Origin of the sequence: Microvirga sp. RSM25 (assembly GCF_044784385.1) — a bacterium.
GTDB lineage: Bacteria > Pseudomonadota > Alphaproteobacteria > Rhizobiales > Beijerinckiaceae > Microvirga > Microvirga tunisiensis.
Window position 1 is genome coordinate 5,260,458 of record NZ_CP173039.1, and the last position, 14,838, is coordinate 5,275,295.

Genomic DNA, 14,838 nt, shown 5'->3' on the forward strand with positions numbered 1-14,838 from the left:
TCGCTTAACTCCGTTTGAAGCATCGGACCCATAAGTGAATTGCACCATTGGGATCAATCCGATGCTCATTTTTCACTGGCGCATCGTTGGGCGCGGAACCAGAGATCCGCGTCAGCGAAGACCGGATCCACTTTTCCGCACGATGCGCTTGCAAAGGGGACTACCCTAAACGCCCCCTCCGGTGCAAGTTCTCCCCGAATCTCATTCTGTCGCGCCTCACATTCAAGGGACCATGGCTGAAACTCCCGTCTTCTCGACAGCCGCCGTCGCGGCTCCCCACAGGCTTGCCGCCGAGACCGGTCAGGCCATTCTCGCCGCAGGCGGCAACGCGGTCGAGGCCATGGTGGCCATGGCGGCGGCGATTGCCGTGGTCTACCCGCACATGAACGGGATCGGCGGCGACGGCTTCTGGCTCGTGCGGGAGCAGCGAGGCCGCATCCATGCCCTCGATGCCTCGGGGCCGGCGGGCTCGCTTGCGACCATCGGGCGATACCGGGACAAGGATTACGACGCCATCCCGCCACGTGGACCGGATGCGGCGCTCACGGTAGCCGGAGCGATCGCCGGGTGGGGGCTGGCGCTGGAGCTAGCCAAGGCGCTCGGCGGGCAATTGCCCCTCGATCTTCTGCTGGGAGATTCCATCCGTTTTGCCCGCAACGGCTATGCCATCGGCGCGGCCGAGGGGCGAAATGCTCTGTTGGAGCAGGATGCCCTGTTCGTGGCGCCCGGCTTCGCCGAGGCCTTCCTTGTCGAAGGTAAGCTGCCGGAAGCCGGCACCACGCGGCGCAACCTCAGGCTCGCCGATACGCTCGACCGGCTCGCCCATGCGGGCCTTGCCGATTTCTATCGCGGCGATGTCGGGCGCGAGATCGCCGCCGATCTGGAGCGCATCGGCAGCCCGATTACGCGCAAGGATCTGGAGAGCTATCGAGCCCGGGTCGTCCAGCCTCTGTCGGTCCGGTTGAAGCACTCGACCGTCTACAACCTGCCGCCGCCGAGCCAGGGGCTGGCCTCGCTCCTGATCCTCGGGATGTTCGAGCGCCTGAACGTGAGCCGGGCCGAGACGGCGGAGCACCATCATGGGCTGATCGAGGCCGCCAAGCGAGCCTTCGCCATCCGTGACCGGGTCGTGACCGATCCCCGCGAACTCACCCGCAATCCGGCGGATTTTCTCAAGCCAGACGCCCTCGAGCGGGAGGCTGCCCTCATCGAGGCTCGCCGCGCCGCGCCTTACCCGCCGCGCTCGGCCGAGGGCGATACGATCTGGATGGGGTGCATCGACAAGGACGGATTGGCGGTGTCCTATATCCAATCCGTCTACTGGGCCTTCGGCTCCGGCTGCGTGTTGCCGGCGACCGGTATCCACTGGCACAACCGGGGCCTCGGCTTCTCCCTCGATCCGAAGAGCCGCAACCCGTTGGAGCCGGGCCGCAAGCCTTTCCACACCCTCAATCCGGGGCTTGCCGTCTTCAACGATGGCCGCGTGCTCTCCTATGGCACCATGGGGGGCGAGGGGCAGCCGCAGATCCTCGGCCAGATCTTCACCCGCTATGCCGATTTCGGCATGAGCCTGGCTGACGCGGTGGACGCCCCGCGCTGGCTCCTCGGCAAGAGCTGGGGGCGCCCTCCGCAACCTTGAAGGTGGAGCATCGCTTCGATCCGGGCCTGCTGCGGGCGCTCTCGAGCTTCGGTCATCCGATTCAGGAGTTGGGCAAGTCCTATGCCGATGCCGTCGGTCATGCGGGCATGCTGGTGAAGCACCCGCGCAACGGGCGCGTCGAGGCTGTGCACGATCCGCGCTCGGATGGCGGATCACTGGGGCTTTAGGCCGTCGCCCAGAGGCCGTAGAGGAGGCTTGCTCCCAGCACCAGCACGAAGGCTGACGCCAGAAGTTCGAGGCCAGCGATGGCGATGGCGCCCGAGGCCCCGCGTCCGCCGGCGACCCTCAAAGCCATTGTCTTGAAGAAGACTGCGAGGGCCGCGATGGCGCTCGTGGTGAGCGCGGTGCCGAGCGCCATGGCGAAAGTCGCCGCGATGCCCGCCGCGAACAGCCCCTGGGACAGGGCGAACACCAGGACGATGAGGGCCCCCGCGCAGGGGCGGATGCCGGCCGCGATGGCCACCCCGGCCATGTCGCGCCAGCGCGTCATGCGGCTGAGCACTTCGGGCGGCGGCATGTGGACGTGGTCGCAATCCTCCTGGACGGAGGCATGAGGATTGCGGGCCAGCGCCATGACGCCGAGAACTTTTCCCGCCTTGCGCCAGGTGATGGCGGCGCCGAGCAGGGTCACGGCGATGAAGCTCGCCAGCTCCACGTTCATGGCGAGCTTGTTCATGGTGGAGGCGGTGGCGCGCAGCACCAGGCTGACGATGAAGACGATCCCGATGGCGACCAGCGCCTGCACGAGAGCTGCCGCCAGGCTCAAGGCAAAGCCCTTGCGCAATGCCTTCTCGTCGGCCACGAGATAGGCCGATATCACGCCCTTGCCGTGGCCGGGCCCTGCCGCATGGAAGACGCCGTAGGCGAAGCCGACGAGCAGCAGGGGGAACAGGGCGGAGCCATTCTGCTTCATCTCGCGCACGCCGGCCTGAAGGCTGCCGTAGAAGCCGGACTGCACGGACAGGATCCAGGCCCCGAGGCTCCCCGAGGGCGCCGCCTCGCGCAGGCCCATGCCGAACGGATTGCGCGGCGGTGGCTTGCTGATCGGCCCGATCCATAGCCCGATCAGTCCCATGGCCAAGGCGATGGTCGCGATGGCCGCCAGCATGAGGCCGAGCCGCCGCCACAGCGGCGGCCGGCCGGTGCCTGGAAGGGCAGGAGCGTCCGACGTCAGGGACATGCGATGATGGCCCTGTTGGAATATTCGACGCCGAAATCGGCTTTCGGCTGCGCCTGGAGCGCGCCCTCGTCCTGCAGGATCTGCTGCATGGTGGCATCGAGCGGCTTGGCCTTGGCGATGCTCGTCACGCAGCCCTGCGGCGCTTGGGCGAGCGATACGGCCGCCTGACCGTCCGACAGGCTGAAATAGACGAAGAAGGTCGGATCCTCGATCTCGATGGACACGGCCCCCGAGGGCACCGCCGGTGCCTTGAGCGGCAGGAAGAAGGACATGGAAACCTGAGACTTCTCCATGCTCATCCGGGCCTCGCGCGGCGAATCGAAGCTCTGCGGCTTGCCGCGGGCTTTCAGCACCGTGAAATAGTCGAACTCGTTCAGGGATGCGGCATTCTCGTTCGCGAGATCCTGGAGTTCTTCCGGAGAGAGCTTGCCGTCGTTGTCCTTGTCGAGGCCTTGGGTCACATAAGCCGTGTAGGCCTCATCGAAGGTCCAGTGATGGCGTACGCCCGTCACCCGCCCGTCGGGTGCGAAGACGACCTCCGCCTTGGCCGTCACCCACACATGGGGATGCGCGAGGGCGGGCGAGGCCAAGCCTATGCCTAAGGCTGCCAGGGAGGTTTTCAGACCAAGATGGCGTGTCATGCGTTGACCCTGGAAAAGCGACGCTTCCGGCTTAAGCCGGACCATAGGAGCGATATGCCGGTTTCGTGGTTAACAGAGGCGAAACGAAGGCGCCTGCTCGAGAGGCTCGATTGACGCATTCCGGCATTTATGTCAGCATTACTGACATATCTCATAAGATGAAGACCGGCATACCGGCAGCGGGGCAAAGGCCCCAGGAGGAAACGGGAAATGACCGACGGTCATATGGCGCTCCGTAACGTAACGCTCGACGACAAGTACGACCTTTCCAAGGAAAACGTTTTCATCACCGGCACGCAGGCCGTCATCCGCATGCTGCTCATGCAGCGCGAGCGGGATCGGCTCGCCGGCCTCAGCACGGCCGGCTTCGTGTCCGGCTATCGCGGCTCGCCCATCGGCGGCCTCGACCAGAATCTCTGGCGCGCCCGGAAATGGCTGGAAGCTTCGAACATCGTCTTCCAGCCCGGCCTCAACGAGGAACTCGCCGCCACGGCGATCTGGGGCTCGCAACAGGCTGAAGTTCGCGGCGACGGCAAGTATGACGGCGTCTTCGGCCTCTGGTACGGCAAGGGCCCTGGCGTCGACCGCTCAGGCGATGTGTTCCGCCATGCCAACATGGCAGGCTCGTCGAAACACGGCGGCGTGCTCGCCCTCATGGGCGACGATCATACGGCGGAATCCTCGACCGTCGCACACCAGTCCGAATTCCACTTCGTCGACGTGATGATCCCGATCCTGAACCCGGCAGGCGTTCAGGAGATTCTCGATTACGGACTTTATGGCTATGCCATGAGCCGTTTCTGCGGCACCTGGGTCGCCTTCAAATGCGTGAAGGACAACATCGAGTCGACCGCTTCCGTCGACGCGTCGCTCGACCGCGTGAAGATCGTCCTGCCCGATGATTTCACGATGCCGCCCGGCGGCCTCAACATCCGCAACCGCGACGGCGTGCTCGATCAGGAGGCACGGCTTCAGGACTTCAAGCGCGATGCCATGCTGGCGTTTGTCCGCGCCAATAATCTCAACCGCATCGTTCTCTCCGGCGGCCGCAATCCGAAGATCGGCATCATCACCGTCGGCAAATCCTATCTCGACGTGCGCCAGGCCCTCGACGAGCTCGGCCTCGATGAGGTCAAGGCCAACGACATGGGCCTGCGCCTCTACAAGGTCGCCTGCCCCTGGCCGCTCTCGCAGCGCGAACTCGTCGATTTCGCGCAAGGTCTCGACAAGGTTATCGTCGTCGAGGAGAAGCGCTCCCTCATCGAGGTGCAGCTGCGCGAGGAGCTCTACGGCACCGCCAACCAGCCGCTCTGCATCGGCAAGAAGGACGAGGAGGGCCGCTGGCTCTTCCCCGTGAAGGGCGCACTCGATTCCAACGACATCGCCATCGTCATCGGCGAGCGGCTGCTCGCCTATCACAACAACGACGATCTGCGCGGCCGCGTCGCGCGGCTTCGCCATGCGCAGGACGTGCTGGCGACGACGGGCGACGTGGCAACCCGCGTGCCGCATTTCTGCTCCGGCTGTCCGCACAATTCCTCGACGAAGGTGCCGGAAGGCATGCGCGCCTATGCGGGCATCGGCTGCCACTACATGGTGCAGTGGATGGACCGCTCCACCGAGGGCTTCACGCAGATGGGCGGCGAGGGCGCGAACTGGATCGGCGAGGCGCCGTTCTCCAAGCGCGGCCACGTGTTCCAGAATCTCGGTGACGGCACCTACAACCATTCGGGCATCCTGGCCCTGCGCTGGGCGATCCACACCAAGACCAACGTCACCTACAAGATTCTCTTCAACGACGCGGTCGCCATGACCGGCGGGCAGAAGCATGAGGGCGGGCTCACCGTCGACATGATCGCGCGTCAGGTGCGCGAGGAAGGCGCGGATCGCATAGCCCTCGTCACCGACGAGCCGCACAAATATCCGAAGGAGATCCGTTGGCCTGACCGAATGACGATTCATCACCGCAGCGAGCTCGATTCCGTTCAGCGCCAGCTGGCTGAAATTCCCGGCGTGACGGTGATGATCTACGATCAGACCTGCGCGTCCGAGAAGCGCCGCCGCCGCAAGCGGGGCGAGTTCCCGGATCCGGACAAGCGAGTTATCATCAACGATCTCGTCTGCGAGGCCTGCGGCGATTGCTCGGTGCAGTCGAACTGCGTTGCCGTGCAGCCGGTGGAGACCGAGTTCGGCCGTAAGCGCCGGATCGACCAGTCGAACTGCAACAAGGATTTTTCCTGCGTCAACGGCTTCTGTCCCTCCTTCGTGACGGTGCATGGCGCCAAGATCAGGAAGGCCGTTCCCGAAACCGTCTCGGCGGAAGGCGTGACGTTCAAGCCGCTGCCCGATCCGGCAATTCCCGCCATCGACCGCACCTTCAACGTGATCGTGACCGGCATCGGCGGCACGGGCGTGGTGACCATCGGGGCGATCCTCGGCATGGCGGCGCATCTCGAAGGCAAGGGCCTGGGCATGATCGACATGGCCGGCCTCGCCCAGAAAGGCGGTGCGGTCTACAGCCATGTGCGGCTCGCCAACAACCAGGACGATATCCATGCCATCCGCGTGAGCGCGGAATCGGCCCATCTCGTGCTCGGCTGCGATCTCGTGGTGACGGGCACGAAGAAAGTGCTGGCCTCCGTGAAGGAAGGGCAGACGGCGCTCGTGGTGAACACAGCGGAAGTGATGCCGGGCGAGTTCACCCGCAATGCCGATTTCTCCCTGCCGACGGAACGTCTCAAGCGCGCGATCAAGTCAGCCGCGGGTCCAGACGGCGTGTCCTTCGTCGATGCCACGGCGATCGCCACGGCGCTTCTCGGCAATGCCATCGCGGCCAACATGTTCATGCTGGGCTATGCCTACCAGACCGGCCGCGTTCCGCTCTCCGCTGCTGCCATCGAGAAGGCGATCGAGCTCAACGGCGAGGCGGTGAAGATGAATCTTGCCGCCTTCACGTGGGGCCGCCGTGCGGCGTTCGAGCCCGATCTCATCACCGCCATGATGAGCGAGCTGAAGGCGCCGGCGGAATCGCGCAAACTGTCCGAGACCCTCGACGAGGTGATCGAGCGGCGCGTGGCGTTCCTGTCCGACTATCAGAGCCAGCGCTATGGCCGGCGCTATCGCAGTCTCGTCGAGCGCATCCGCGGGGCGGAGGACAAGGTTGTCCCCGGCTCGACCGCGCTCGTCGACGCGGTGGCGCGCTCGCTGTTCAAGCTCATGGCCTACAAGGACGAATACGAAGTGGCGCGCCTCTACACGAACGGCCATTTCGAACGCCAGGTCGCGTCAGCCTTCGAGGGCGAGAACCTGCGTTATGAGTTCCATCTCGCGCCGCCGCTGCTCGCACGGAGGGACCCGGCCACGGGCCTTCCGCGCAAGATGAGCTTCGGGCCGTGGATGATGAAGGCTTTCCGCGTCCTCGCGGGTCTGAAGCTCCTGCGCGGCACACCGCTCGACGTCTTCGGCTATACCCACGAGCGCCGCGCCGAGCGCCAGCTCGTCCGTGAGTTCGAGGGGCTGATTGAGGAAATCGTGACGAAGCTGAATGCCGACAATCATGCGGTGGCCGTCGGTCTTGCCAACATCGCGCAAAAGATCCGCGGCTTCGGTCACATCAAGGATCGCAACCTGAAAGCCGCGAAGGCGGAGGAGGCAGATCTCCTCGCCAAGTTCCGCACCGAGCCGCAGCCACTGCCGGTCGCGGCGGAGTGATAGCTAAAACGGTTCTTGTCATGGCCGGGCTTGTCCCGGCCATCCCGATCCTATGAGGCGCTGCGCTTCAAGTCATCGGGATCACCGGCACAAGGCCGGTGATGACGTCTGAGATGCGAGAAACTCAACCCCTCGCCTGGCTCACCTCGACAAAACTCTTCGCGACCTTCGGCACATTCGCCTCGTTGAGCCCCGCCACGCACATGCGGCCGGAGCCCACGAGGTAGACGCCGTCCCGCTCGCGCATGACGTCGACCTGCTGTGTGCTCAGCCCCGTGTAGCTGAACATGCCGCGCTGATTGAGCAGAAAGCCCACATCGACCTCGTTCGACAGGGCGCGGATCTGCTCGGCGAGGAGCTTGCGCATGGAATCCATGCGTGCGCGCATGGTCTCGACCTCGCTCACCCACTGCGCGCGCAGGTCGTCGTTGCCGAGCACGGTGGCCACGAGAAGTCCACCGGTCATCGGCGGGCTCGAATAGCTGCGGCGAACGGCGAGCTTCAATTGCCCGAGCACGCGCTCGGCTTCGTCCGCATCGCGGCAGACGACGCTCAGGCCGCCGCAGCGCTCGCCGTAGAGCGAGAAATTCTTCGAGAAGGAATTGGCCACGAGGCAGCTGGCGCGCTCCGCATAGCGGCGCACGAAGGCGGCATCGTCGTCGAGGCTGGTGCCGAAGCCCTGATAGGCCATGTCGAACACGACGATGTGGCGCTTGGCGAGAAGCACGTCGCTGACCGCGGCCTGCTGGCGCTCGTCGAGATCGACGCCGGTCGGGTTGTGGCAGACGGGCTGGAGCACGACAATGGAGCCGTTCTCCGCCGCCTCGAGCGCCTTGACCATGCCGTCGAAATCAACGGACCGGTTGGTGCGATCCCAATAGGGATAGGTCGTGGTCTTGAAGCCCGCCCGCTGGAACAGCCCGTGATGGTTCTCCCAGGTCGGATCGCTGACGAGAACGGTCCGGCTGGGGCAGTGCTTGGCCAGGAAGTCGGCCGCGATGCCCACCGCACCCGTGCCGCCGAGAGTCTGGATCGTAGCGACGCGCTTCGCGGCAAGCGCCGGATGTCTGTCGCCGAAGACGAGCTTCTGCACGCCCTCGCGGTAGAGCGCGTGCCCTTCCATGGGAAGATAGGGCCGCTCGGCGAACCCGCTCCGTTCGTAGGCGGCCTTCACCGCGCCGAGCACCGGGATGCGGCCCTTCTCATCCGTATAGACGCCGATGCTGAGATTGACCTTCTCGGCCCGAGGATCGGCCTTGAAGCTGTCGTTGAGGGAGAGGATCGGGTCGCCGGCGAACGCCTCGACCTGTCCGAACAGGGATTCCGTCATGCTGATCTCCAAGACCGTCGCGGCAGCAGGTTCGCGGCTGCATCGTTCATGCCGCGAGACCTAGCCCCTCCGGTGCCTTCTCGGCAAGGTTCTTCATGGAAACTCACGTGTCCAGCCGCCAGTCCACCGGCTCCAGCCCCTTCTCGACGAGCCAGGCATTGGCGCGGCTGAAGGGACGGGTCCCTCTGAAGTCGTTGAGCCGGTTGAGCGGGGAGGGGTGTCCGGCCTCGATCACGAGGTGCTTCGTCCGGTCCACCAGCGCCGCCCGCTTGCGGGCCGGGCCGCCCCAGAGCAGAAAAACGACAGCGGGCTGCTGCGCCGAGATGGCCGCAATGGCCTGATCGACCAGGGCCGACCAGCCGAATTTCATATGCGCTCCCGATTGTCCGGCTTCGACCGTGAGTGAAGTGTTGACGAGCAGCACACCCTGTTTCGCCCATTTCGACAGATCGCCCGATTTCGGCATCGGCACGCTCAAATCCTCCGCCATCTCGGCCAGGATCGTGCGCAGCGAGGCCGGCAGTCGCCGGGAGCCGCGATAGGAGAAGGCGAGCCCGTGGGAATCGCCCGGCGTCGGGTAGGGATCCTGGCCGAGGACGACCACCTTGACCTTGTCGAGAGGCGTCAGGGAGATGCTGGTGAACACGGCCTCGGGCGGAGGCAGCACCTGCGCGCCCGAGGCAACGACGGCATCGACCTTGGCGGCCACGGTCTCAGCGCTTCCATCCTGGAAGAACGGCAGCTGAAGCCACCGGGCAGCCTGGGGCTTGGTGCGGAAGTCGGCGAGGGCTTGGCTGATGGGGCCAGTCATGAAGAAGGCATGCCTTTCAGTATGGTGCAGGCTCTGTGGCTGCGCCGGCTAAATCGGTTGGCCGCAGGAGCATCGGTTGGATCCTCGTCCGGGACCCACCCGACGCCCAGTTTCTTAAGCGGCGCATCGTTCGAAGCGGAAAACCGGGTCCCCTTTTTAGTACGATGCGCTGTCGCTGAAAAAGACATCAGAGGTGCCGCTGATCTGGGCGCTGAGGCCGTCGACAGGATGTTACTTCTGTGACACGTTGCCGGTCTAGGTTCCATGGCCTTCACCCATGGTTCCAACCTGCTACGAGGACTTTCATGATGTTTCAGAGCCGCCCTTCCGCTGCGTTTCGCGCCGGGTTTCTCGGATTGTCCATGCTTCTGTCGGGCACCGCCCTGGCGCAGGAAGCCGTGACCATCCGCTTCGTCCAGACCAACGACATCGACCGCATGAGCGCCGAAAAGGGCCGCGGCGGCTTTGCCAAGCTGGCCACCGTCATCAAGGAGGAGAAGGCGAAGGGCAATGCCTTCTTTGTCCATGCCGGCGACACCATCTCGCCCTCCCTCCTGTCGGGCTTCGACAAGGGTGCCCACATCATCGACATCCTGAACCGTATGGGCGTCGATGCCATGGCGCCCGGCAACCACGAATTCGACCTCGGCGACGCAGCCTTCCGCGCCCGCATGGCCGAGGCCAAGTTCGACGTGCTCGCTACCAACATCGTCGACGGCAATGGCCTACCGGCCAACACAAAGCCCGACAAGATGGTCGAGGTGCAGGGCGTGAAGATCGGCTTCTTCGGCCTCACCACCGAGGACACCCCGATCGCGTCGAGCCCCGGAACCATCAAGTTCTCCTCTACCATCGACACGGCGCGCGCCAAGGCCAAGGAGCTGCGCGAGAAGGGCGCCGACATCGTCGTCGCGGTCGCCCATACGCCGCTCGAAGTCGACATGATCATCGCCCGCTCCGCCGGTGTGGATCTGATCATTGGCGGCCATGACGAGCACCTGCTCGCCTTCTACGACGGCAAGGTCGCCCTGACGGAATCGGAATCGCAAGCCAACTACATCAACGTGGTCGAGCTCGCCGTCACCAAGGCGACGAAGGATGGCAAGACTACCGTCACCTGGACGCCGAACTTCCGCATCGTCGACAGCGCCACCGTCACGCCCGATCCGGAGATCGAGGCCGTGGTGAAGGGCTATGAGGACAAGCTTTCCAAGGAGCTCGACGTGGAGGTCGGCGTGACGGAAACGCCCCTCGACAGCCGCCGCGCCACGGTGCGCGGAGGCGAAGCCGCCATGGGCAACCTCGTGGCCGATGCGCTGAGAGCCTCGGTCGGCGCCGATGTGGCCATCACCAATGGCGGCGGTCTGCGTGCCGACAAGCAGTACGAGGCCGGTCAGAAGCTGACCCGCCGCAACATCCTGGCCGAAATGCCCTTCGGCAACACCACCGTTCTGCTCGAGGTCACCGGCGCCCAGATCAAGGCTGCGCTCGAGAACGGCGTCAGCCAGGTTCGCGAGCTGGGCGGCCGCTTCCCTCAGGTCTCCGGCATCGTGGCGGAAGTTGATGTGAAGGAGCCGGTCGGCAGCCGTGTGAAGTCGGTCAAGATCAACGGCCAGCCACTCGATCCGGCCAAGACCTACAAGCTTGCCACCAATGACTTCATGGCCCGCGGCGGCGACGGATACCGAGTGTTCACCGAGGCCAAGTCGCTCGTCGACGTATCCGCCAGCCAGCTCATGGCGACACAGGTTATCGACTACATCGCCAAGGCCGGCAAGGTCGCGCCGAAGGTCGAGGGCCGCGTCGTCCTGCGCTGATCCGACCGACAACTTCTCTTCTTTGGGCCGGGGCTCTCACGAGCTCCGGCATTTTCATGGGACGATGTTGCCGACGTGACGTTCGGGCGCATTTTTTACCCGTCCGCAACACGATAGTTCGCCCGCCTCTGGTCAATAGGATTTCGAGGCGTAAATTCCCTCTCCATCAAAGGCGTCTGCTGTGCCATTCTGGCCGCGCAACGGCGAATCTCCCACTCAAAAGCGATCTCTCCTTGCAATATTACATGCGCCCAGAATCGATCAGCCTGTCCCAGAAGCGGCGTCGCCGTTCCCTCGCGCGCGGTCGGCTGACCCTGTTCATGGGCCTGTTCGGCGTTGCATTCATTCTCCTGACTTTCGGCTACATCGCCTGGGAGCAGCGCAACCGCCTGATCCAGCGCAATGAGGATGACCTCAGAAATGCAGCCTTCTTCCTGGCGGATCATACGGCCAGGCTTCTGGAGGTCACGGACCTGACCCTGAAACAGGCCGCTGCCCTGATGCAGGGGCAGAGCTGGGACCAGATCGAAACCTCGAAGCCTCTCTGGCAGCAGCTTCATGCCATCCAGGCGGCGCTGCCTTTCATCGAGGATGTCTGGCTCAACGATCCGAGCGGACGCCTGCGCCTCACATCGGAACAGTTTCCAACGCCATCGTCGAACGTGTCCGGGCGCGATGCCTTCAGCGCTCAGGCGGCGGGCGATCAGGGATTGTTCATCGGCGAACCGATTCTCGGGCGTGTGACAAAGACGCCGACTTTCATGATCAGCCGTCGCCTCCAGAATGGAAGCGCGGAATTCGGCGGCATCGCAGCGGTCACCGTCTCCCTGTCCTACTTCTACGATTACTGGTCGAAGATCCGACTGCCGAAAGGCAGCCGGGTCGCTCTCCTGCGCGCCTCCGATGCAACGGTGATCGCCCAGTATCCTCCGCCGCCCGATGGTCTCTCCTTCGCACCCATCGACAAGTCAGCCTTCGACACGGCGCTTGGTTCAGCCTCCCAGGCCGGCCTCTACCCCTTCATCAGCATGGGTCAGGAGCGTGCCGGAGCCTATCGTCAGGTCGGCGCGATGCCGCTCTATCTCAATGTCAGCATGCCGGAGGATGCCTATTGGACGCCTTGGTTCGTCCAGACGCGGCTCTATGGCGCTTTCGCCCTGATCGCCCTTTTTGCCTTGCTCGCGCTGACGGCCTTGGCCTCCGAGCAGTTCCACGAACAGGCCGCCGATGCAGCCCTGCTCGAGCGGCAGGTGGCGCTGCGGACAAGCGAGCTGCGCACGGAAACCGCAGCGCTGGAAATTCTCAACCGCACGGGCAGCGTTCTTGCGGCCGAACTGGGCCTCGACCGCATCATCGAGAGCGTTGTCGACGCCGGAATCGAGTTGACCGAAGCGCAGTTCGGCGCCTTCTTCTGCGGCGCATCCCAGGGTGGGAAAGAGCATTACGGGAAATTCGAGCCCGCAGGTCTCCGCGATACTTTCGCCGCCCTGAACATCCGGGACATCGGCGCGCCAGCTTTCCAGGAAGGCAAGGCGATCCTCCTGGACAATATTGCCATCGAGCAGGGACATGACGGTACGCCTTTTACGCTGGATGCCACTTCGGATACGCCCGTGATCCGCAGCATCCTGGCCGTTCCCGTGGTTCTGCGGACCGGAGAGACACACGGCATCCTCGTCTTCGGGCACGAGAGGGCGGGAATGTTCAACCGGCGCTCCGAGCGCCTGCTGGCGGGCCTGACGGCCCAGGCGGCCATCGCGCTCGAGAACAGCCGCCTCTACCGCAATGCACAGAGCGAGATCGAGGAGCGCAAGCAGGCCCAGACCCAGCAATCCCTGCTGATCCGCGAACTCCATCACCGGGTGAAGAATACGCTGGCCACCGTTCAGGCGGTGGTGGGCGCGACGGCGCGCTCTGCGGTCAGCATCGACGACTTCTATCAGGCGTTCGTCGGGCGCATCATCTCGCTTGCCAACACGCATTCCCTGCTGACCGAAGCCGTGTGGCAGACTGCATCCCTGCGCGAGATCCTGGAAAAGGAACTCCGGCCCTACAACGATACCAGGGGCGAGAGGATCGTTCTCAACGGTCCCGCCGTGGATCTACCCTCCGAGGCGGCCGTACCCATCGGCATGGCAATCCACGAATTGACCACCAATGCTGCCAAATATGGTGCCCTTTCGATCCCCGGCGGCAAGGTTGCCATATCCTGGGAGGCCGAGCCGGCAGAGGACGGAACGCGGTTGAAGCTGGTCTGGGAGGAGCGGGCAGGGCCCGCCGTCTCGGCTCCCACACGCCAGGGTTTCGGCTCGCGCCTGCTCCACCGGGTGCTGGCCACTCAGCTCAACGCCAAAGTCGACACCGACTTCCATCCGACGGGATTGCGCGTTGCCATCGATGCCGTGCTCAAGCAGGCGCGGTTCCCGGAGATGGGCGTCTGACCCGCTTTCGCGCAAGACCGGCTTGCAATCAATCCCGACGATGCGATGAGGCGTCCTGTTGGCGGAACCGTCCGAAAATCCTATCTAGGGCGGCATCGAGAGCGGGATTCGGTTCCCGGATCCTGCGGCCAAGGGGCTTTTCATGAATGAGAGTGTGAGTCTGACGGATCTTCGCCAGGGTGTGCGCCCGGTGGACCACCCGGCTGTTCGAACCGGGCGGATCGGTGTGCTTCTTCTGAACCTTGGGACGCCAGAGGGCACCAGCTACTGGCCCATGCGCGCCTATCTGAAGGAGTTCCTCTCCGACCGGCGCGTGATCGAGACTCCGCGCCTCCTCTGGTGGCCGATCCTCAACCTGATCATTCTGACCAAGCGCCCCGGCCCCAAGGGCCGCGACTACGCTTCGATCTGGAACAACGAACTCAATGAGGGTCCGCTCAAGACCATCACCCGCAACCAGGCCGAGAAGGTGACCGAGCATCTGAAGGCCATTGCCGGCGACAGGATCACGGTCGATTGGGCCATGCGTTACGGCAAGCCGGAGGTGCGCGAGCGTATCCAGGCGCTCCTGGATCAGGGCTGCGACCGCATTCTGCTGGTGCCGCTCTATCCGCAATATGCGGCCGCCACATCGGCGACGGCCTGCGACCAGGCCTTCCGGGCGCTGATGGACATGCGCTGGCAGCCGTCTGTACGGGTCTCGCCGCCCTATCACGACGATCCCGTCTACATCGATTCCGTGGTCTCGTTGATGAAGAAGGAGCTGGCGAAGCTCACCTTCGAGCCGGAGGTGATCCTCGTCTCCTTCCATGGCGTGCCGAAGGAATACCTGCTCAAAGGCGATCCCTATCACTGCCAATGCGTGAAGACCTGGCGCCTGATGCGGGAGACCTTCGGCTGGTCACCGGACAAGTTCCGCATGAGCTTCCAATCCCGTTTCGGCACGGCGGAATGGCTGCAGCCCTATACGGACAAGACCGTGGAGGCGCTCGCAAGGAGCGGCGTGAAGCGCATGGCCATCGTGGCGCCCGGTTTCTCGGCCGATTGCCTGGAGACCCTGGAAGAGCTCGACGGCGAGAATCGCGAGATCTTCATGCACAACGGCGGCGAGGAATTCGCCTATCTGCCCTGCCTCAACGACAGCGATGACGGCATGCGGGTGATCAACCACATCGTGGAGCGCGAGCTTCAGGGTTGGATCTAGGACTCCAAGCCTCTTTGCGCTAGCGTGAGCCCTCTGCAACTCG

General features: G+C 64.3%; 8 protein-coding genes and 1 pseudogene. 5 read left to right on the top strand and 4 right to left on the bottom strand.

Annotated elements, in window-relative coordinates; genetic code table 11:
* Nucleotides 1-232 precede the first annotated feature (232 nt).
* Nucleotides 233-1,827 (top strand): annotated as a pseudogene (locus ACD578_RS25060) (gamma-glutamyltransferase family protein).
* On the opposite strand, the gene ACD578_RS25065 reads toward ACD578_RS25060, so the two are convergent.
* On the bottom strand, nucleotides 1,824-2,840 hold the full coding sequence (locus tag ACD578_RS25065) for a nickel/cobalt transporter (RefSeq protein WP_404289489.1): 1,017 nt from the start codon (nucleotides 2,838-2,840) through the stop codon (nucleotides 1,824-1,826). The pseudogene ACD578_RS25060 and the gene ACD578_RS25065 overlap by 4 nt on opposite strands.
* Nucleotides 2,831-3,481 (bottom strand): DUF1007 family protein, encoded by a 651-nt coding sequence (locus ACD578_RS25070; RefSeq protein WP_404289491.1) that lies wholly within the window; start codon nucleotides 3,479-3,481, stop codon nucleotides 2,831-2,833. The genes ACD578_RS25065 and ACD578_RS25070 overlap by 10 nt, the downstream gene beginning before the upstream one ends.
* A gap of 225 nt (nucleotides 3,482-3,706) precedes the next feature.
* On the opposite strand from ACD578_RS25070, the gene ACD578_RS25075 reads away from it, so the two are divergent.
* Nucleotides 3,707-7,192, top strand: a complete 3,486-nt coding sequence (locus ACD578_RS25075; RefSeq protein ID WP_404294042.1) for an indolepyruvate ferredoxin oxidoreductase family protein — start codon at nucleotides 3,707-3,709, stop codon at nucleotides 7,190-7,192.
* Nucleotides 7,193-7,316: 124 nt separating this feature from the next.
* Here ACD578_RS25075 and ACD578_RS25080 read toward each other — a convergent pair whose 3' ends face one another.
* Entirely contained in the window at nucleotides 7,317-8,522 is a 1,206-nt protein-coding gene (locus tag ACD578_RS25080) for an aromatic amino acid transaminase (protein ID WP_404289493.1), read from the bottom strand.
* Nucleotides 8,523-8,625: 103 nt separating this feature from the next.
* Entirely contained in the window at nucleotides 8,626-9,333 is a 708-nt protein-coding gene (gene ung, locus ACD578_RS25085; RefSeq protein ID WP_404289495.1) for a uracil-DNA glycosylase, read from the bottom strand.
* 305 nt (nucleotides 9,334-9,638) lie between these two features.
* On the opposite strand from ung, the gene ACD578_RS25090 reads away from it, so the two are divergent.
* The 3 genes from ACD578_RS25090 to hemH all read left to right on the top strand — a co-directional run bounded on the left by ACD578_RS25090 (nucleotide 9,639) and on the right by hemH (nucleotide 14,795).
* Nucleotides 9,639-11,150, top strand: a complete 1,512-nt coding sequence (locus ACD578_RS25090) for a bifunctional metallophosphatase/5'-nucleotidase (RefSeq protein ID WP_404289497.1) — start codon at nucleotides 9,639-9,641, stop codon at nucleotides 11,148-11,150.
* A 245-nt stretch (nucleotides 11,151-11,395) separates the two neighbouring features.
* On the top strand, nucleotides 11,396-13,591 hold the full coding sequence (locus tag ACD578_RS25095) for a sensor histidine kinase (RefSeq protein ID WP_404289499.1): 2,196 nt from the start codon (nucleotides 11,396-11,398) through the stop codon (nucleotides 13,589-13,591).
* A 142-nt stretch (nucleotides 13,592-13,733) separates the two neighbouring features.
* A complete protein-coding gene (gene hemH, locus ACD578_RS25100) occupies nucleotides 13,734-14,795 on the top strand; it encodes a ferrochelatase (RefSeq protein WP_404289501.1) in 1,062 nt (353 codons plus the stop codon).
* Nucleotides 14,796-14,838 lie beyond the last annotated feature (43 nt).

Bases quoted from the DNA above. Each gene is read 5' to 3' on its own strand.
- ACD578_RS25075 (WP_404294042.1), top strand. From the start codon at position 3,707: ATGGCGCTCCGTAACGTAACGCTCGACGACAAGTACGACCTTTCCAAG.
- ACD578_RS25095 (WP_404289499.1), top strand. From the start codon at position 11,396: ATGCGCCCAGAATCGATCAGCCTGTCCCAGAAGCGGCGTCGCCGTTCC.
- hemH (WP_404289501.1), top strand. From the start codon at position 13,734: ATGAATGAGAGTGTGAGTCTGACGGATCTTCGCCAGGGTGTGCGCCCG.
- ACD578_RS25065 (WP_404289489.1), bottom strand. From the start codon at position 2,840: ATGTCCCTGACGTCGGACGCTCCTGCCCTTCCAGGCACCGGCCGGCCG.
- ung (WP_404289495.1), bottom strand. From the start codon at position 9,333: ATGACTGGCCCCATCAGCCAAGCCCTCGCCGACTTCCGCACCAAGCCC.
- ACD578_RS25070 (WP_404289491.1), bottom strand. From the start codon at position 3,481: ATGACACGCCATCTTGGTCTGAAAACCTCCCTGGCAGCCTTAGGCATA.
- ACD578_RS25090 (WP_404289497.1), top strand. From the start codon at position 9,639: ATGATGTTTCAGAGCCGCCCTTCCGCTGCGTTTCGCGCCGGGTTTCTC.
- ACD578_RS25080 (WP_404289493.1), bottom strand. From the start codon at position 8,522: ATGACGGAATCCCTGTTCGGACAGGTCGAGGCGTTCGCCGGCGACCCG.